The sequence below is a fragment of the Amycolatopsis sp. CFH S0740 genome (assembly GCF_004522315.1).
GTDB lineage: Bacteria > Actinomycetota > Actinomycetes > Mycobacteriales > Pseudonocardiaceae > Amycolatopsis > Amycolatopsis nivea.
This window is the reverse complement of the sequence record NZ_SDLS01000018.1, coordinates 146,530-165,046: the sequence shown is the minus strand read 5'-3', so window position 1 is coordinate 165,046 and position 18,517 is coordinate 146,530. Positions and strand designations below refer to the sequence as shown.

At 69.6% G+C, this 18,517-nt stretch carries 13 protein-coding genes; 5 read left to right on the top strand and 8 right to left on the bottom strand.

All coding sequences use genetic code 11. The features are described 5' to 3' along the window. Positions 1–41: 41 nt before the first annotated feature. The 5 genes from EIZ45_RS27970 to EIZ45_RS27950 are packed head-to-tail and all read right to left on the bottom strand — an operon-like array spanning position 42 to position 6,934. Positions 42–1,490, bottom strand: a complete 1,449-nt coding sequence (locus EIZ45_RS27970) for a cytosine permease (RefSeq protein WP_134666435.1) — start codon at positions 1,488–1,490, stop codon at positions 42–44. Then, positions 1,490–2,896, bottom strand: a complete 1,407-nt coding sequence (locus tag EIZ45_RS27965; protein WP_134666433.1) for an aminobutyraldehyde dehydrogenase — start codon at positions 2,894–2,896, stop codon at positions 1,490–1,492. The genes EIZ45_RS27970 and EIZ45_RS27965 overlap by 1 nt, the downstream gene beginning before the upstream one ends. Next, the gene (locus EIZ45_RS27960; RefSeq protein WP_134666431.1) at positions 2,893–4,536 is read right to left on the bottom strand and encodes a thiamine pyrophosphate-binding protein; all 1,644 of its coding nucleotides are present in this window, start codon (positions 4,534–4,536) and stop codon (positions 2,893–2,895) included. The genes EIZ45_RS27965 and EIZ45_RS27960 overlap by 4 nt, the downstream gene beginning before the upstream one ends. Continuing rightward, positions 4,533–5,486 (bottom strand): agmatinase, encoded by a 954-nt coding sequence (gene speB, locus EIZ45_RS27955; protein ID WP_037357511.1) that lies wholly within the window; start codon positions 5,484–5,486, stop codon positions 4,533–4,535. Before speB ends, EIZ45_RS27960 begins: the two co-directional genes overlap by 4 nt. Continuing rightward, positions 5,483–6,934 carry a sodium:solute symporter gene (locus EIZ45_RS27950; protein WP_134666429.1) on the bottom strand — a complete coding sequence of 484 codons (1,452 nt, stop codon included), beginning with the start codon at positions 6,932–6,934 and terminating at the stop codon, positions 5,483–5,485. Before EIZ45_RS27950 ends, speB begins: the two co-directional genes overlap by 4 nt. A gap of 107 nt (positions 6,935–7,041) precedes the next feature. Here EIZ45_RS27950 and EIZ45_RS27945 point away from each other — a divergent pair, with 107 nt between their 5' ends. From EIZ45_RS27945 to EIZ45_RS27930, 4 genes are all read left to right on the top strand, one after another. Further along, positions 7,042–8,526 carry a PucR family transcriptional regulator gene (locus tag EIZ45_RS27945; RefSeq protein ID WP_134666427.1) on the top strand — a complete coding sequence of 495 codons (1,485 nt, stop codon included), beginning with the start codon at positions 7,042–7,044 and terminating at the stop codon, positions 8,524–8,526. 174 nt (positions 8,527–8,700) lie between these two features. Next, positions 8,701–10,185, top strand: coding sequence for a zinc ribbon domain-containing protein (locus EIZ45_RS27940; protein ID WP_134666425.1), 1,485 nt, complete (start codon positions 8,701–8,703; stop codon positions 10,183–10,185). Between the two features lie 41 nt (positions 10,186–10,226). Continuing rightward, positions 10,227–10,898, top strand: a complete 672-nt coding sequence (locus EIZ45_RS27935) for a response regulator transcription factor (protein ID WP_009075614.1) — start codon at positions 10,227–10,229, stop codon at positions 10,896–10,898. Further along, a complete protein-coding gene (locus EIZ45_RS27930) occupies positions 10,895–12,019 on the top strand; it encodes a cell wall metabolism sensor histidine kinase WalK (protein WP_043838343.1) in 1,125 nt (374 codons plus the stop codon). Before EIZ45_RS27935 ends, EIZ45_RS27930 begins: the two co-directional genes overlap by 4 nt. A gap of 50 nt (positions 12,020–12,069) precedes the next feature. Here EIZ45_RS27930 and EIZ45_RS27925 read toward each other — a convergent pair whose 3' ends face one another. From EIZ45_RS27925 to EIZ45_RS27915, 3 genes are all read right to left on the bottom strand, one after another. Next, complete coding sequence (locus tag EIZ45_RS27925; RefSeq protein WP_134666423.1) at positions 12,070–13,683, bottom strand: PHP domain-containing protein; 1,614 nt, start codon at positions 13,681–13,683, stop codon at positions 12,070–12,072. 145 nt (positions 13,684–13,828) lie between these two features. After that, positions 13,829–15,937: a 3-hydroxyacyl-CoA dehydrogenase NAD-binding domain-containing protein gene (locus tag EIZ45_RS27920; RefSeq protein WP_134666421.1), complete on the bottom strand. Its 2,109-nt coding sequence runs from the start codon at positions 15,935–15,937 to the stop codon at positions 13,829–13,831. Then, positions 15,937–17,136 carry a thiolase family protein gene (locus tag EIZ45_RS27915; protein ID WP_037819076.1) on the bottom strand — a complete coding sequence of 400 codons (1,200 nt, stop codon included), beginning with the start codon at positions 17,134–17,136 and terminating at the stop codon, positions 15,937–15,939. The genes EIZ45_RS27920 and EIZ45_RS27915 overlap by 1 nt, the downstream gene beginning before the upstream one ends. Before the next feature lie 283 nt (positions 17,137–17,419). On the opposite strand from EIZ45_RS27915, the gene EIZ45_RS27910 reads away from it, so the two are divergent. Further along, a complete protein-coding gene (locus EIZ45_RS27910; RefSeq protein WP_205670106.1) occupies positions 17,420–18,484 on the top strand; it encodes a tetratricopeptide repeat protein in 1,065 nt (354 codons plus the stop codon). The last annotated feature ends 33 nt before the right edge of the window (positions 18,485–18,517 follow it).

Genomic DNA, 18,517 nt, shown 5'->3' with positions numbered 1-18,517 from the left:
GGCGGACGCGATCCTCTCCGCACAGTGGAGCCGCCCGCCGCTCACGCTTCGGCGACCACCGCTTCCGCAGCGACAGCCGGCGAAGGCCGGAACACCTCCCGAGGCTCCGGAAACACCTTCACCAGCACCGGATACGCCACCGCGGCCGTGCACAGCGTCACCACCAGGCTGATGTCCACCCCGCCCGCGATGCCTGCCAGCGGTCCGGTGATCATCGGCGTGTTCGCGCACAGCAGGCCCAGCCCGGTGGCCGGGATCCAGGCCGCCATCGCGCGCCAGTTGACGCCCCGGTGGAACCAGTATCGTCCGCCGGTGCGGCCCTCGTTGAAGACTTGCAGGTCGGCCGGGTCGTAGTAGCCGCGGCGTTGTACGTAGCCGATCATCATGATCACCATCCACGGCGACGTGCACAGCACGATCAGCGTTGCGAACGCGTTGATGCTGGACACCATGTCGAGCACGAAATTGCCGACGAAGATGAACAGCACACTGAGCGTCCCGATCAGCAGCGTCGCCCGTACGCGGGACAGGCGCGGGAAGATCGAGCTGAAGTCCAGTCCGGTGCCGTACAGCGCGGTGGTGCCGGTGGACAGCCCGCCGATCAGCGCGACCACGATCAGCGGGATCGCGTACCAGAGCGGGGAAATCGCGGTCAGGCCGGTGACGTAGTCGGCCGGGTCGGCGACCAGGGTCGCGGTCGCGATGCCGAAGCCGAACGGCAGCAGCGTCGCCAACTGGGCGAGGAACGGCGCGGCCAGCAGCGAGCGGCGCGAGTGGGTGGCCGGGATGTAGCGCGACCAGTCGCCGAGGAACGCGCCGAACGAGATCGGGTTCGCCATCACGGTCAGCACGGCGAGGATCCACGTCGGCCAGAAGCCGCCGAGGGCGAAGTTGCTGCTGCCGGCGAACGACGGGTTGAACGAGCCGCCGTAGGCGAAGATCCCGACCAGCATGATGAGCGTGCCCAGCGTCACCGCGACACGGTTGACCAGCAGCATGAAGCGGTAGCCGTAAATGCACACGACGAGGACGGCGATCGCGATCACGCCGTAGGCGACCGCGCGCAGGACGGGGCCGCCGTCGATGCCGAAAAGCCGTTGTGCCGCACCGGCTACCGCGTCGCCGCTTACCCACACCGAGATCGCGAAGAAGGTGATCGCGGTGAGCAGCGACAGGAATGAGCCGACGCACCGGCCGACCACGCCGAAGTGCGCGCCGGACGAAACCGCGTTGTTGGTGCGGGTGACCGGGCCGAACAAGGCCATCGGAGACAGCACGAGCGCGCCGAGCACCACGCCCACGACGGTTGCCGCGAGCGCGGCCCAGAAGCTCAGCCCGTACGCGATCGGCAGCGTGCCGAGGATGATCGTGGCGAACGTGTTGGCCCCGCCGAACGCGAGCCGGAACAGGTCGCGCGGCCGGGACGTCTGCTCGGCGGGCGGGATCGGGGCGATGCCGTGCTGTTCGACCTCGGTGACTTTGTCGCTCATCACTCGAACCTCGTCATCACGTGCTTGACCCGGGTGTACTCGGCGAACGAGTACGCCGAGAGGTCCTTGCCGTGCCCGGAGTGGCCGAACCCGCCGTGCGGCATCTCGGCGGTCAGCGGGCCGTGCGTGTTCACCCACACGCAGCCGAAATCGAGGTCGCGCGACACCCGTGCGACGCGGGCGACGTCGTTCGTCCAGACCGAAGAAGCCAGCCCGTACGGGACCCCGTTGGCCAGCTCCAGCGCTTCCGTCTCGTCGGCGAACGGCTGGACGGTGATCACCGGCGCGAAGACTTCCTCCTGCACCAGTTCGTCGTCCTGGCGGAGGCCGGACACGACGGTCGGCGCGAGCTGGAAGCCCGGTCCGGGCGCGGTGCCGCCGGTTTCGACACGGGCGTGCGACGGCAGCCGCTCCAGCAGGCCGAGCACGCGGTCGAGCTGGGCGCGGCTGTTGAGCGGGCCGTAGTCGACGTCCGGACGGCGGGTGGCGGCCGTTTTCGCCAGCGCGGCAACGAATTCGTCGTGGACGCTCTCGTGCACCAGCACGCGGCTGCCCGCGGTGCAGTCCTGCCCGGCGTTGTAGAACGCGGCGTCGGCGATCCGCTCGGCGGTGTCGGCGAGGTCGGTGTCCGGGAAGACCAGCAGGGGAGCGTTGCCGCCCAGTTCCAGGTGGGTGCGCTTGAGATCGGCCGCGGCGACGGTGGCCACGTCGATGCCGGCGCGCGTCGAGCCGGTGATGGACACCAGGTCGGTGTGCGGGTGCCGGACCAGCGCGCGGCCGGTTTCCCGGTCGCCGCACACGACGTTGAACACGCCCGGCGGCAGGAATTCCGCCGCGGCCTCGGCCAGCAGCACCGCGGTGGACGGCGTGGTTTCCGCTGGCTTGAGCACCACGGTGTTGCCCGCGGCGAGCGCCGGGCCGATCTTCCAGACGGCCATCATCAGCGGGTAGTTCCACGGCGCGATCTGCGCGCACACGCCGATCGGCTCGCGGCGGATCACCGACGTGTGCCCGGGCAGGTACTCGCCCGCGCCGGTGCCTTCTAGCTGCCGCGCGGCGCCGGCGAAGAACCGCAGCGTGCTCACGCATTCCGGGATTTCCTCGTCCAGCATGACCGAACGGACCTTGCCGGTCTCGCGGACCTCGGCGTCGGCGAACTCTTCCGCACGGGCTTCCAGCGCGTCGGCGATCTTGAGCAGCGCTTCCTGACGCTGCGCGGGCGTGCTGCGCCGCCACGACCGGAACGCGCGCGCCGCCGACTCCATCGCCAGGTCGATTTCGTTCCGCCGGGAAATGACGCTGGTGCCGAAGACCTTGCCGGTGCCCGGGTTGGTCAGTTCGAGGGTCGCCTCGGTGTCGGGAGTGTCGACCAAGGCTCCGCCGACGAAGTTGCGGACGTGGGTCATGAATGCTCCAAATGGGTTGGGGCGAACATCTTCAGCAGCGCGGGAAGCACGACGACCGACGGTCCCGGGGTGCGCAGCGCGTCGGCGAGATCCGTGCGGACACTGTCCACAGTGGTCTTTCGGGCGGGGATGCCGAATGATTGGGCGAGTGCGACGAAATCCGGTCGCGGCAGTTCTGTCGCGGTCGTCTGGCCGAACGCGCCGGTGAGGTACTCGCGGAGGATGCCGTAGCCGCCGTCGTCGACGACCAGCCAGGTCACGTCGAGCTGGTGCTGCACGGCGGTGGCCAGTTCGGCCAGTCCGTACATCGCGCCGCCGTCGCCGGACACGGCCAGCGACCGCACGCCTGCCGCTGCCGCGCCGAGCGCGCCGGGAAGGCCGTAGCCGAGCCCGCCCGCACCTTGCGCGGTATGAATCGGCGCGCCGTCCGGATTCCACACCGACCACGCCCAGTAGGCCGCGATGGTCATGTCCCAGAAGGTTTGCGTGCCTTCGGGAAGCGCGGCACGGATGTCGTCGATCAGCTTCCGTTCGAGCGTGAGCGGCTGACTGTCCAACCTGGACTCGACGCGCGCGAGCAGATCGTTCACCGCGGCTTCGGCGCGGCCGTCCGGAGTGCGCGGCGTGAGCTGGCCGAGCAGTGCGCGAAGGGTGTGCCGGACATCTGCGTGCAGCCCGAGCGCGGGGTAGTTCGACTCCAGTTTCCCGAGATCCGCTTCGACCTGCACGACCTGGCCGCGCGGCGCGAACTCGCGGTAGTTGCTGGACAGCTCGCCCAGCCCGGAGCCGAGCACCAGCAGGACGTCGGCGGCGGAGAGGAATTCCGTGGTGTGCCAGTCTTCCATCCACGATTGCGCGGACAGTTCGTGGTCCCAGGCGAAAACGCCCTTGCCGCCGAACGTCGACACCACCGGCGCGCGCAGGGTTTCGGCGAGCTGGCGCAGTTCCTCGTGCGCCCCCGAACGCAGTGCGCCGCCGCCGGCGAGGATCACCGGATTCTTCGCTGCGTCAAGGAGTTTCGCGGCTTCGGCCACCAGCTCCGGCAACGGTTCGAGGGGAGCCGGAGCCGTGGTCACTGACGTCAGCTGCGGCAGGATCGTCTCAGCGAGCAGCACGTCCTGCGGGATTTCCACCCACACCGGCCCGTACGGCGCGGTCGCGGCGGATTCCCACGCCTCGCGCAGCGCGGTCGGGATCTGGCTGATCGACCGGACCACGTGCACCGACTTCGCGACGTCCCGGAAGCTGGCCTGCTGGTCGGTGAGTTCGTGCAGGTAGCCGTGCCGTCCGCCGCCGAGCCCGGCGACCGGGACCTGGCTGGAGATGCCGAGCACCGGCACCGAGGCCGCGCGCGATTCCTGCAGCGACGCCAGCGTGAGCAGCGCGCCGGGGCCGGTCGATACGATCATCGGCGTGACCGGCACCGGACCGTGCGGATCGGCGGCGAGCCGGGCGCGCGCGTGGCCGTCCGCGGCGAAGGCGAGATTGTTCTCCACCCGCGAGCTGACCACGCGCACGTCTTCAGCGCGGCGCAGCGCTTCGAACAAGCCGAGCGCGTGCTGTCCGGGCAGGCCGAACACGGTGTCCGCGCCGAGCGCCCGCAGCGTCTCTACGACAACGTCGCCGCCGATCCGGGTCATGCGCCGCGTCCCAGCGCCAGCAGGCTGACCAGGTCGTAAGCGACGTGCGAAGCAGCGACCGCGGTGATCTCGGCGTGGTCGTAGGCCGGGGCCAGTTCCACGACGTCCGCGCCGACCAGGTTGAGCCCGCGCAGGCCGCGCAGGATCTCCAGCAGTTCGCGGCTGGTCATGCCGCCCGCTTCGGGGGTGCCGGTGCCGGGCGCGTGCGCGGGGTCGAGCACGTCGATGTCCACGGACACGTACAGCGGACGGTCGCCGATGCGCTGGCGAAGCGCGTCCACGGTCTCGTCGATGCCGCGGCGCAGTACGTCGCCGGAAGTGACGATGCCGAAGCCGAGGCGACGGTCTTCCTCAAGGTCGCGCTTGCCGTACAGCGGGCCGCGCGTGCCCACGTGCGACACGGCGCTGGTGTCGAGGATGCCTTCTTCGACCGCACGACGGAACGGCGTGCCGTGCGTGTACGGCTCGCCGAAGTAGGTGTCCCAGGTGTCGAGGTGGGCGTCGAAGTGAAGCAGCGCAACGGGACCGTGCTTCTTCGCCGCCGCCCGCAGCAGCGGGAGCGCGATGGTGTGGTCGCCGCCGACCGTCACCAGCTTCGTCTCGCCCGCCGTAAGCGCTTCGGCTTCCTGCTGCAGCTTCTCGATCGCTTCGCCGATGTGGAACGGGTTGACCGCGATGTCGCCGGCGTCGACGACCTGCTTCTCCGCGAACGGCGAAACGTCCAGACCCGGGTGGTAGGGCCGCAGCAGCCGGCTCGCCTCGCGAAGCGCCGAAGGACCGAACCGCGCGCCGGGGCGGTAGGACACGCCGGAGTCGAACGGCACGCCGACCACGGCTACATCGGCGCTCGGCACTTCGTCGATCCGCGGCAGCCGCGCGAAGGTCGCGAAGCCGGCGAAGCGCGGGATCTGCGACGAGTCGAGCGGGCCGACCGGACGCTGTTCACTCACTGGGTCAACTCCTGTCGGGTTTCGGATGCGCTGAGATCTTCAGCGGCTTCGGAACCGTGAAGACGGCTTGTCCACACGGAAAGAATGCTGTCCGGCGTACGCGGTGTCGCGAGGCTGACGCCGACGTACACGACCAGGCTGACGCCGAGGCCCCAATAAATCGGACTGTTGGCCGCGACACCGTCGATGATCATGAAGGCGATGACGGACACCGTGCCGGCCACCATCGACGCGTACGCGCCTTCGCGAGTGCCGCGCTTCCAGAACAGCGCGCCGACGATAGTGACGAGAAGGCCGCCGACGAGGATGTCGTACGCGATGGTGAGCGCGTTGACGACGTCGTCCACGAGCATTGCGATACCGATGGCCACGATGCCCAGCACAAGTGTCGTCACTCGGTTACGCAAGACCTCGCCACTCTTAAGGCCGATCTTGCGGAACAGGTCCGAAGTCGTCGTGGTGGCGCACGCGATGAGCGCGCCGCTAGAAGTCGACATCAGCGCCGAGAGCGCCGCAGCGAGCACGAGACCGCGTACGCCGGTGGGCAGCAGCCGTTCGGCGATGGTGGCGAAGGCGTCCTGCGCGCTGCCGAGGTCTGGGTACAGCACCTTCGCCGCCGTACCGATCAGCGCGCCCGCGATGCCGTAGACGAGGCAGTACACGCCGGAGATGACGCCGCCGCCGGTCGCGACGCGCGGCGTGCGCGCGGTGAAGACGCGCTGCCAGATGTCCTGCCCGATCAGCAACCCGAACGTGTAGATCAGGAAGTAGGTCAGGATCGTCTCGCCGCCGATCGAGGTGAACTCGAAGTACGACGCGTCCAGCTTCTCGGCCATCCCGCTGAACCCGCCCGCCGAGACGAGCGCGACCGGCAGCAGCACGAACAGGATGCCGATCGTCTTGATCACGAACTGCGCGATGTCGGTCAGCGTGATCGACCACATGCCGCCCAGCACCGAGTACAGCACCACGATCGACCCGCCGATCGCGATCCCGGCCCAGCTCGGGATCGAGAACAGCACCTTGAAGATCGACGCGAACGCCAGCGTCGAGGTGACCGTGAGCATCAGCGTGTAGCCCCACATCACCGCGCCGGACACCGCGCTCGCGCGGCCGCCGTAGCGCAGGTCGAGCATCTCGCCGACGGTGTAGACGCGCAGTTTCACCAGCCGCCGCGCGAAAACCGCGTGCAGCACGAGGATTCCGACGCCGATTGTGATCACCAGCCACGCGCCGGAGATGCCGTAGGTGTAGCCGAGCTTCACGCCGCCGACGGTCGACGCGCCGCCGAGCACGACGGCCGACATCGTGCCGGAGTACATGAACCAGCCGAGCCGCCGTCCGGCGACCAGGTAGTCGGATTTGGTCTTGGCCAGCCGGAGGCCGATCCAGCCGACCCCGATCATGCCCGCGATGTACAGCGCGATCACCGCATAGTCGCCGCCCACGGGTCCTCCTCGAAACGGGGTGGGGTTCTTGCGGGACACCGTAGGGTCGGGCGACCCCGCGGCGGCATGGGACGATGTATCCAGGACTTCGCCGGAGATTGGTTGAAATGACCCACCAGGACGTGCTGTTGCCCGCAGAGGTGACAGTTCCACTACGCACCGTCGCGGGCAACCCGGAGCTGGCGCTCGACGTCGTGCCCGAAACGCTCCGTCCGGGCGCGCTGGACCGGCCGGTGCGGTGGGCGCACGTGAGCGAACTGGCCGACCCCGCGCCGTACCTGGTGGGCGCCGAACTCGTGCTGACCGCGGGCGTGAACCTGCCGAAGGACGCCGACCGCTACGTCCGAGGGCTGCGTGACGCGGGCGTCACCGCGCTCGGTTTCGGCCTCACCCCGACGGTCTCGGAAACCCTGCCGTCCTCACTGCGCGACGCCTGCGCGGAGCACGGCCTGCCGCTGCTGGTCGTGCCGCCCGCGACGCCGTTCCTGGCGATCAACCGCGCCGTCGCAGTAGCGCTCGCCGAAGCGGGGCGGCATGAAGAACGGCGACTGGCGGAAGGCCGCGAAGCGCTGACGCGAGCCGCTGGCGGCGGCCTGGGGGAGTTGGTCGCCGCGCTCGCCGGACGCTTGCGCGGGTGGGTCGCGATGGTCGGCTCCGGGGACGTACTGGCGGCGGGCTACGACGCGCCGCAGCCGTTGCCGTCGCCGGTGAATGAATTGCTCGCGACCTTGCGCGCTCGCTCCGGAATCCGCATCGCCTCTACTGAATTGCCGGACGGCACCCATGTTGTCGCACAGCCGGTCTATCCGCAGGCGACCGCCGCGCACCTGGTCGTGGTCGGTCGGGCGCAACGGTTCGACAGTGGAGATCGGGCGATCCTGGCGGTCGGTGCGGCATTGCTGGGCCTCGTCGGCCGCGCCGGGTCAGACAGCGCGGAACTCGGTGCCGCAGCGACGGCGTTGCTGCTCGGCGGTCCCGGCGCGGATGCGCTCGCTGGAGTCGTCGGCAGCGACAAAGCGCGGCTCGTCGCCGGGGTCGCCCACCGAAAGGGCCCGGACGCACTCGCCCGCCGGCCGGACTGGCTGCGCGCCCGCCTCGACACCCCGCTGGTCCAGGTCCTGCCAGGCCCCCGGTTCTACGCCATCGCAGGCGAACCCAGCGACCTGGACGGTCTTCTGGAACATGGCTGGCTCGCGGTCGCCAGCCCGCCGCACCCCGCCGCGGACCTGCCCGCCGCCGTCGCGGAAACCGAACTGCTGCTCGCCCGCGCCCGCGCACTGGCCCGTCCGCTGGCCGCCAGCGCCGACCCGCTCGGCTTCGACGAACTGATCCCGCCCGCCGCGGCAGGCGCGTTCGCCGAACGACTGCTGGCCCCAGTGCGAGAATTGGACCGCGCGCACAGCCGCGAACTGGTGCCGACGCTGCGAACGTGGCTGGCGAACCACGGAAGCTGGGACCGGACCGCCGCCGAACTCGGCGTGCACCGCAACAGCGTGCGGCACCGGATCGGGCAGGTGGAACGGGCGCTGGGCGTCGAGCTGGCCGACCCGGAAACGCGGATGCGGCTGTGGTTCGCGTTGCGGTGGGGCTGAACGAGAGTGTCCCCCCTCCGGTATTGTGTGCTGGTCCACCGGAACTCGGTCGCATGCCGGATCGCGCGAAATCTGTTCAAGACCGGAAAACGAGCTTTTTTAGCAGGAACTGCGCCGATCGGCGCAGAACCCGCTATGCGTCAGCGAGATCATGGAAGGCAGGGTTGAGACATCGTGACTGTTGTCCGTTCGTTTCGGCTGCATTCCAGTGCCAACGAGGGCAAGCACGCTCAAGTGGCAGCTCTGTTGCCGCGGTGGCAAGCCGGTCTGGGCCGAGCGCAATCCGAAGCGGTCGCTATCTTCTTCACCACAGGAAAGCTGCCGCGGTGGATCGACGCCAAAACATGGGGCGGCGGGTTGTCGCAGCGCCAGTGGGATTCGGTCGTCGCGCAGGCGATCGCGGCGCACCGTTCGTGGCTGGGCAGTTGCGAGAACGAGTTCCGTCGAATAGTCGCTCGCTCCGCTCTTTCAGCCGCGTGCAAGCGCGACCTGTTCTACCTCAACAAAGCACACGCATGGCATGCTCCCGCGACCGGCGAGCGGGTGGCGATCTCCGGCAAAAGCAGTATCCCGGCAGAGGTGCTGAGGCTGGCCCGCCGTATCTTCAAACAGGCCAGGACTCGTGTCCGGCATCCGGATTTGCGGCGGGCCCGCACGATGGTGATGGACGGTAAAATAGCCGCCGTGGAGACCTCCGAAAGGGAGCACGCCGACTATTGGGTGCGGATTTCCACGCTGCGGGCGGGCAAGCCGGTGCGGATTCCGCTGCACGCTCACCGTGCCTTCCTCGAACGCCTCGCCACACCGGATGCGCGGCTGGCCAGCCACTGCCAGGTTCGAGTTGCGGAGGACGGCACCGTGACCTACCGGCTGGCTGTCCATACCCCCGTCGCCAGACCACGTGAAGGCGGACGCACTGTCGGCGTGGACTGGGGTCTCTCAACACTGCTGGCCACCAGCGACGGCCATCTGCGCGGACGTGGCTTTCTCGCCCGGCTCCGTGCGTACGACGACCGATTGCAGCCTTTGGCGGCGGCGTTGCAGCGCAACGGAATCAAGCTCGGCAACTCCCGGCGTTATCGGGCGCTGGTCAACGACATCCGCGAGTTCGTCACCAACGAAACCAACCGCTGCCTCAACCGCATCGCGGCCGACCCCGCGATCTCGACGCTGGCGGTCGAACGGCTGGACCTGCGAGGCATGGTGCGGCAAGGCCAGCTCTCCCGTCGCATGCGCCGTCTGATAACCGTCGCGGGACGCGGGGCTGTGCGAGCCAAGCTCGATTCCTTGCGTGAAGACACGGGACTGTCCACTGTCGAAGTCAATCCTGCCCACACCAGCCGCGAATGCGACGGCTGCGGATACACGCACCCTGGCAACCGCCGAACCCAGGACATCTTTCGGTGCCGGTTCTGCGGAAAAACCGTCCACGCCGACATCGGCGGCGCCCGCACAATCCTGGGACGTTCCCAGCTCGAACGGCACTGGCTCGACCGGCCTCGTGGACACATCCTGACCGCACTCGACAACGACTTCCAGGCCCGCTGGGGACTGAGATTTGCCGATGTGGTTCAGCGACGCAACACCATGGTGCCACGAGTCGCACCCGCGCCGGCTGCTTCAGCGGCGGAAGCAAACGCTCATCCGCGCGTTGCATGACTCTCTCAGGTGCTCTCAGGAAACTATGGGATTGTGGTCTGGTGCGAGTTCTGGTAGTCGAAGACGAAGAGCCGTTGGCCGACGCGATCGCCCGCGGGCTGCGGCGGGAGGGCATGGCCGTCGACATCGCGCTCACGGGCGACGACGGGCACGAGAAGTCGTCCGTCACGCGGTACGACGTGGTGCTGCTCGACCGCGACCTGCCCGGGATGTCCGGCGACGACCTGTGCCGCGAGATCGTGACGTCCGGCGAGCTGACGCGCGTGCTGATGCTGACCGCGAGCAGTTCGGTGTCCGACCGGGTGGACGGGCTGTCCCTGGGCGCGGACGACTATCTCGCGAAGCCGTTCGCGTTCCCGGAGCTGGTCGCGCGCGTGCGGGCGCTGGGCCGCCGCGCGACGCCCGCCGCGCCGCCGCTGCTCACCGCGGGCGACGTCGAGCTGGACCCGGCGAAGCGCACCGTCCGGCGCGCGAGCGGGCCGGTCGAGCTGACCCGCAAGGAGTTCGGCGTGCTCGAGGTGCTGCTGTCCGCCGGCGGATCCGTGGTCAGCAGCGAGGAACTGCTCGAACGGGTGTGGGACGAGAACGCCGACCCGTTCACCACGACCGTCCGGGTCACCGTGATGACCTTGCGCAAGAAGCTCGGCGAACCGGGCATCATCGAGACCGTGGTCGGCTCGGGCTACCGGGTGTCGGTCGCCGGTTCCGAGTGAAGCTTCCCGGCGCCCGCAGCCTGCGGGTGCGCGTCACCGTCCTGGCGACCGTCCTGGTCGCCGCGGCGGGGTTGCTGCTGCTGTGGCTGGCGTGGACGCTCGTCGGCGACGCCGTCGACGCCGTGCCGCACATGCCGCCGGGCACCATCGTGCGAGTCGACGGCATCGACGTGGACGCGTCCACGCTCGCGCAGCACCTGCGTCAGCACGCGGTCACCCGGGTGCTGATCTTCGGCTCGCTGGCGTTCTGCTTCGTGGTGGCCGCGGCGGCGATCCTGGCTTGGACGTTCACGTCCCGCGTGCTGCGGCCGCTGCGCGAGATCACCGGGACCGCGCGGCGGCTGTCGATCGAGTCGATGGGGGAGCGCATCGGCGAGATCCGCTCGCGCGACGAACTGGCCGAGCTGGCGCGGACGTTCGACGACATGCTGGACCGGCTTCAGGACGCGTTCGATTCGCAGCGGCATTTCGTCGCCAACGCGAGCCACGAATTGCGCACGCCGCTGTCGGTGATCCGTACGGAATTGGACGTCACGCTGTCCGACGAACACGCCGACGAGGCCGAATTCCGCCGGATGGCCGGGGTCGTGCTGGACGCGACGAACCGGGCGGGACAGCTGGTGAATTCGTTGCTGTTGCTGGCCAGGACCGACGGAGCCGGTCTGGTGACGCGGGAACTGGTCGACCTGACCGTGCTCGTGGAACGGGCGTGGTCCGCGGTCCGCGGCGAGGCCGAACAACGCGGCCTGCGCGCGGATTTCGCGATGCAACCCTCGCCCGCGATCGGGGATTCGGCTTTGCTGGAACGGATCGCCGGGAACCTGGTCGAGAACGCGGTGCGGCACAACGTCGACGGCGGCTGGATCGAGGTGACGACGGAGCCGGGCGCGCAATGGTCGACGCTGCGGGTGCGTTCGTCGGGCGGGCTGCTGGACCCGGCGGCGGTGCCGGAACTGTTCCAGCCGTTCCGCCGCGCCGGGGTGGCCCGGACGGCGCGTTCCGGTGCGGGACTGGGACTTTCGATCGTGCGGGCGGCGGTGCAGGCCCACGGCGGGACGGTGTCCGCGGAGCCAGTGGTCGGCGGCGGGCTGGCGGTGACTGTGCGGCTGCCGGCCGCGTAGCGGCTCGTGGGTGGCTAGGCCGGTGAGAACCGGTCTAGCCACCCACGGCGTCAGTGGACGTCGACGAACGTGGGGTTCCCGTACAGCCACAAGTCTTCGTACGGGTTCGCCTGCCCGATCACGTCCACCGCCGGCTCGATCCCGCCCGCCACGTGCCGCTTCCCGTCCGTCCCGCGCACCCGGACGTAGAACGGCTCCCGCACGTTGCGGAACGTGTGCTTGAACGTCACCCGTCGTCCCGCGTAGCCGCGCGAAGGCGTGAATGACTCGACCACGCGCGTACCCGGCGCAGTCATCGTGTCGCGATTCGCCGCCGGGCCGGTGACCGGGCCTGAGATCAGGTCCAGCCGGCCGAGGCGCGGCACCGAACCCGAGCCGTTCGGTCGGTATGCGGTCACCGCGGAAACCACGACCGTCACCGTCGAGCCCCGGCGCACGCGCAGCCGACCGCCGAACGTCGCGCAGTCGCCGCTGCCGTGCACGCCGACTTCCAGCTGTTGCACCAGACCGCCGTGGGACAGCCAAATCCGGCCCGCGCGCAGGCCTTCCAGCACGCCCTCGAAGCCCGGCCGGGACACGCCGACCACGGTGCGGCTGAACTCGCCGGGGTAGAAATCCGCATACGGCGCGGACAATTGCGGAACCCCGCTGTCCACCGGGTCCGGGTACTTGCCGGTCTGCTCGTACCAGCCGTCCGGCACCGCCGGGCGCACCAGGTGGTCGCCGCGGTTGTAGTGCGAATCGGAGTTCGTGGTGATCCACCACGGTTTTCCTTCGGCCAGCAGGGAATCCCACAGCCCGCCGACCTTCGCCGTGGTCCAGTCCCAGCCGCCGAACGTGCGGTACGCCTCGGCGGGGAAGCCGGGCCACGAATCCGCACCGGGATTGTTGGCGTAGCCGCCTCGCGCACCGCCATTGCCTTGCGACTTGGGGAATCCGTCGGCCTGCGCGCCGGGTGCGCCTTCCATGCCGATCACGATTCCGGGTGCAGTGTCGCGGTAGTTGCGCAGTTCGTGCGGTGACACGCGGCCGTTGCGCAGCGGGTGATTGATCAGCACGACCGGCGCGTGGATCCGGCGCTTGCGTTCCTGCTCGGCAAGCCATCGCAAACCCTTGAGCGCCAACGCTTCGTGCTCCGGGCTGGACGATTCGGAACCCGTCAGCCGCCAGTCGAAGCTGCGCTCGAACTCGCGCAGCACGGTGGCCTGGTCGCGGCCGGCCTGGAAGAACAGCGTCGCGTGCTCCGCGCCCGGCACGTTCCACTCCATGCCTTGCCACAGCAGCAGATCCGGATGCCTCCGCTGCGCGGCGAGCACGTCGCGGCTGGTCGGCTCCACCGACGACTTCTCGTGCGTCGCGTGCCCGTGATCAGTGAAAACGATCCACTTCGCGCCGTGCTCGCGCGCGCCGGACGCGATCCGGTCGATGGTGTACATCGCATCGTACGAGTACTGGCTGTGCGTGTGGTGATCGCCGACGACCCACTGGTAGCGGCACCCGAACAGCCAGTCGAGATCGATCCCGAGGTCGAGCCCCAAATCGAGGCCCGCCGCGTCGGCCTGGCCCGAGGCCAGCGCCGGGACCCCGGCCGCGACCGCGCCGGCCAGTCCCGCGCGCTTGAGGAATCCGCGACGGCCGACGCCGTCCGGGTTCGTGCTGTTCATCCTGCTCCTGACCTGCTCCGATGATTCGGCAGGACGCTATGGGGCAGCGGTGAACGGCTGGTGCTCAGAAGGTCACGAAGCGCTCGATGTGTCCGGGTTCACGGCGGAGCCGCCCTGCACGGAACAGGGCGGCTCCGCCAAGGCGTTACGCCGGAACCGAAGCGACTCCCTGGGAGAGGAACGGCTTGCCGTTGACCCGCTCGGACACGCCCGCCCGGTCGAGGTACGGCGTGATGCCGCCCAGCCAGAACGGCCAGCCCGCGCCGAGGATCAGGCACAGGTCGATGTCCTGGGCCTCCGCGACCACGCCCTCGTCGAGCATGATCCGGACCTCTTCGGCGATCGCGTTCAGCGCGCGGTCGCGGACCTGCTCGGCGGTGGACGGCTGGTCGCCCTGCGTCCACAGTGCGGCGACCTCCGGGTCGACCGACGGCGTGCCGGTCGCGTCCCAGGTCCAGACGCCCTTCTTGCCCGCCTTCACGAACTTGTCCAGGTTCTCGCTCACGGTGAAGCGGTCCGGGAACGAGCCGTGCAGCGTCTCGCCGACGTGCAGCGCGATGGCCGGGCCGACGAGCTGCATCAGGTTCAGCGGCGACATCGGCAGGCCGAGCGGCTCCAGCGCGGAGTCGGCCACGTCGAACGGCGTGCCCTCGTCCACCGCCACCAGCACCTCGCCGAGGAAGCGCAGCAGCAGCCGGTTCACGACGAACGCCGTCGCGTCCTTCACCAGCACGCTCGACTTCTTCAGCTGCTTGCCGACCGAGAACGCCGTCGCCAGCGCCGCGTCGTCGGTCTTCTCGCCGCGCACGATCTCCAGCAGCGGCAGCACGGCCACCGGGTTGAAGAAGTGGAAGCCGACCACGCGCTCCGGGTGCTGCAGCTTCGACGCCATCGCGGTGATCGACAGCGACGAGGTGTTCGTGGCCAGGATCGCCTCGGGGGAGACGTGCTGCTCCAGCTCGGCGAACACCTGCTGCTTCACGCCCAGCTCTTCGAACACGGCCTCGATCACGAAGTCCGCGTCGGCGAACGCGGCCTTGTCGAGCGAGCCGGTGACCAGAGCCTTCAGGCGGTTCGCGCCGTCCGGGGACACGCGCTTCTTGGCCAGAAGCTTGTCGATCTCCTCGTGGACATAGCCGACGCCCTTGTCGATGCGCGCCTGGTCGACGTCAGTGAGCACCACCGGCACCTTGAGGCGGCGCACGAACAGCAGCGCCAGCTGGCTGGCCATCAGGCCCGCGCCGACGATGCCGACCTTGTTCACCTTGCGCGCCAACGACTTGTCCGGCGCGCCGGCCGGCCGCTTCGCCCGCTTGTTGACCAGGTTGAACGAGTACAGCCCGGCCCGCAGCACGTCCGACATCAGCAGTTCGGCGAGCCCGTCGGTCTCCGCCGCGTAACCGCGGTCGAGGTCGTTCTCCCGCGCCAGCTCCAGCAGTTCGACGGCCTTGGTCGCGCCCGGCGACGCACCGTGCGTACGACCGTCCACGATGGACTTGGCCCGCGCGATCGCCGCGTCCCACTCCGCGCCGCGGTCGATTTCCCGGCGAGCCGGGGTGATCTCGCCGTTGACCACCTTCGCCAGCCACAGGAGCGACTGCTCGAGGTAGTCCGCGGAACCGAAGACCTCGTCGACGATGCCGAGTTCGGCGGCCTTGCGCACGTTCAGCATCTTGTTCTGCGCCAGCGCGTTCTCGATGATCACGGTGACGGCGGCGTCCGGGCCGATGAGGTTCGGCAGCAGCTGCGTGCCGCCCCAGCCCGGGAACAGGCCGAGGAACACCTCGGGGAACGCGATCGCCGCGGTGTTCTCCGACAGCGTCCGGTAGTGGCAGGACAGCGCGAGTTCGAGCCCGCCGCCCATCACCGCGCCGTTGACGAACCCGAACGTCGGGATCTTCGACTCGGTGAGCCGGCGGAACACGTCGTGCCCGGTCTGCGCGATCTCGCGCGCCAGCTTCGGGTCCGACACCGCTTCGACGCCGGAAAGGTCCGCGCCGACGGCGAAAATGAAGGGCTTGCCGGTGACCGCGATCGCGGCGGGCTCGGCGGCGAACGCCTCGTCCAGCGCGGTGTTCAGCGCGACGAGACCCTGCGGGCCGAAGGTGTTCGGCCGCGTGTGGTCGTGGCCGTTGTCCAACGTGATCAGTGCGACCGGCTTGTCCAGCCCCGGGACCTTGACCAGGTTCGTGACGGCGTTGGTTACGACCTCGTCCGGGAACGCGGCCTTCGCCTCTTCAGCGGTGAAAGTCATTACTTCGCCCCCTCAGAGCCGTTGTAGGCCGGGTTTTCCCAGATCACGGTGCCGCCCATGCCGATGCCGATGCACATCGTGGTGAGGCCGTAGCGCACGTCGGGGCGCTCGGCGAACTGGCGCGCCAGCTGCGTCATCAGCCGCACGCCGGACGAGGCCAGCGGGTGGCCGCACGCGATCGCGCCGCCCCACTGGTTGACCCGCGGGTCGTCGTCGGCGATGCCGAAGTGGTCGAGGAACGCGAGCACCTGCACCGCGAACGCCTCGTTGATCTCGAACAGGCCGATGTCGTCGATGGACAGGCCGGTGCGCTTGAACAGCTTCTCGGTGGCAGGCACCGGGCCGATGCCCATGACCTCCGGCTCGACGCCCGCGAACGAGTAGCCGACCAGCCGCATCCCGATCGGCAGGCCCAGCTCGCGCGCGGTGTCCTCGTCGGCGAGGATCGCCGCGGTGGCGCCGTCGTTCAGCCCGGCCGCGTTGCCCGCGGTGATCCGGCCGTGCGGGCGGAACGGCGTCTTCAGCTTCGCCAGCTGCTCGACGGTCGTGCCCGGGCGCGGCGGCTCGTCCTCGGTCGCGAGGCCCCAGCCCAGTTCCTTGCTGCGCGTGGCGACCGGAACCAGCTCCGGCCCGATCTTGCCGGTCTTCACGGCCTCGGCGTAGCGCTCCTGGCTGCGCGCGGCGAACGCGTCCGTGCGCTCCTTGGTGATCTCCGGGAAGCGGTCGTGCAGGTTCTCCGCGGTCTGGCCCATCACGAGCGCGGTCGGGTCGACCAGCTTGTCCGCGACGATCCGCGGGTTCGGGTCGACGCCCTCGCCCATCGGGTGGCGGCCCATGTGTTCGACGCCGCCCGCGATGGCGATGTCGTACGCGCCGAAGCCGATGCCGCTCGCGGTGGTGGTCACCGCGGTCATCGCGCCCGCGCACATCCGGTCGATCGCGAAGCCCGGCACGGACTTCGGCAGCCCGGCGAGCAGCGCGGCGGTGCGGCCGATGGTCAGGCCCTGGTCGCCGATCTGCGTCGTCGCGGCGATCGCCACCTCGTCCACTCGCTCGGGCGGCAGCTCCGGATGCCGCCGCAGCAGCTCGCGGATGGCGTTGACGACGAGGTCGTCCGCCCGGGTCCCGGCGTACATGCCCTTGTCGCCCGCCTTGCCGAAGGGCGTGCGTACCCCTTCGACGAAGACGACATTGCGCACCCCTCGCGCGGTGGGCGCGAGCGGCGGCGTTGCTGGTGCGGCCACGAATGCTCCTGAAGTCGAGAGTGTTCCTGTCCCGCACCCTAGCCCTTGTTACCGGTGGGTAACCAGGGGAGTGGCCCGGTCGAGTGGGGGACGGCACACTCCCGGGTTCGCGGGGCAGCCCTGATGGCCCGGCCACGGCTGCTGCTTGCGGAGGCGTTTGGTCCGAAGCATCCGGATGCCGTCGAAGCATCCGGGTGGTTGACGGAGGATTGAACGGCGCAGCAGGCAGACTGTCCAAGTGGGACTCTTCCGCACGAAGCCAGAGCCGGCCGACGAGGTCGCCGCGCTGCAGTCCGCCCTCGCGAAGGCGCGCAACCCGAACAGCGTGCCGAACCTGCGTAGGCGGCTTCTGCTGGGTCAGTCGCTGGTCAAGAACGAGGACTGGCCCGCCGCCGAACGGCACTACGCGGACCTGGTGCCCGCGTTGACGGACGTCTTCGGTCCGCGCGAGCCGAACACCCTTGCCGCGTGGGCGAATCTGGCGTGGTGCCAGACGTCGCAGGGCCGTCCGGCAGAGGCGATCCCGCTGCTGGAACGCACTGCGGAGCTGTTCGAGGAAACGTGGGGCGCCCGCCAGCCCGCGACCTTCAAGACCCAGCTGTTCCTCGCGGAAGCCTATGCCGTGGCGGCGCAGTACGAAGACGCGCTGGCGGTCCTGGACGCGCATGTCGGCTACTGCACGGCTGAACTCGGCCCGGCGCACCTCCGGACGAAAGCCGGTCGACGCCGGAAGATCGCCCTGCTGCGCGCGCTGAACCGCTACGAGGCAGTCGAGCAATTGCTGTCGGACGAGGATGCGCTCTGCGAGACCGACGAGCAACGGGACGCGATCCGCGGTCTCCGTTTGGTGGTGCAAGCCGAAACCGGGGATCCGGAGGCGGCGATCGCTCCGCTGCGCGAGTTGTACGGGAAGCGGCAAGCTCTGGCGGAAAGCCTGGCGACCGTGCTGCTGAAAGCGGGGCAAGCCGCCGAGTCAGCCGACCTGCTCCGCGAGCTTCTGGTTGAAGCGCGAGGCCGAGGCGCGCTGCTCCTGCGCGGCACCCTCGCGCAAGCCTGCGTCGAGAGCGGCAACCTGGACGAAGCGGAGCACTCTGCGCGAACCGTGCTGGCCGCCGGTGCCTGGCCAGCCGGACACCCAGTGGTACTCGGCCTCCGCGCGACACTGGCCCGAGCCGCCGCCCAACGCGGCGACCGAACGGGTGCTGCGACCGAGCTGGAATCCGTGGTGTCCGGCTTCAAAGCGGTTTTCGGCGATGCCCATCCGCGCACCGTCCAGGCAACCGGCTGGCTGAAGGAGTGCTGACGGCCGCGGGCCCGAACCCGCGGCCGCCGAAGG

Excerpts from the sequence above, each read along its gene's own strand:
- EIZ45_RS27925 (WP_134666423.1), bottom strand. The coding sequence starts at position 13,683 with ATGAACAGCACGAACCCGGACGGCGTCGGCCGTCGCGGATTCCTCAAG.
- EIZ45_RS27965 (WP_134666433.1), bottom strand. The coding sequence starts at position 2,896 with ATGACCCACGTCCGCAACTTCGTCGGCGGAGCCTTGGTCGACACTCCC.
- EIZ45_RS27960 (WP_134666431.1), bottom strand. The coding sequence starts at position 4,536 with ATGACCCGGATCGGCGGCGACGTTGTCGTAGAGACGCTGCGGGCGCTC.
- EIZ45_RS27920 (WP_134666421.1), bottom strand. The coding sequence starts at position 15,937 with ATGACTTTCACCGCTGAAGAGGCGAAGGCCGCGTTCCCGGACGAGGTC.
- EIZ45_RS27945 (WP_134666427.1), top strand. The coding sequence starts at position 7,042 with ATGACCCACCAGGACGTGCTGTTGCCCGCAGAGGTGACAGTTCCACTA.
- EIZ45_RS27970 (WP_134666435.1), bottom strand. The coding sequence starts at position 1,490 with ATGAGCGACAAAGTCACCGAGGTCGAACAGCACGGCATCGCCCCGATC.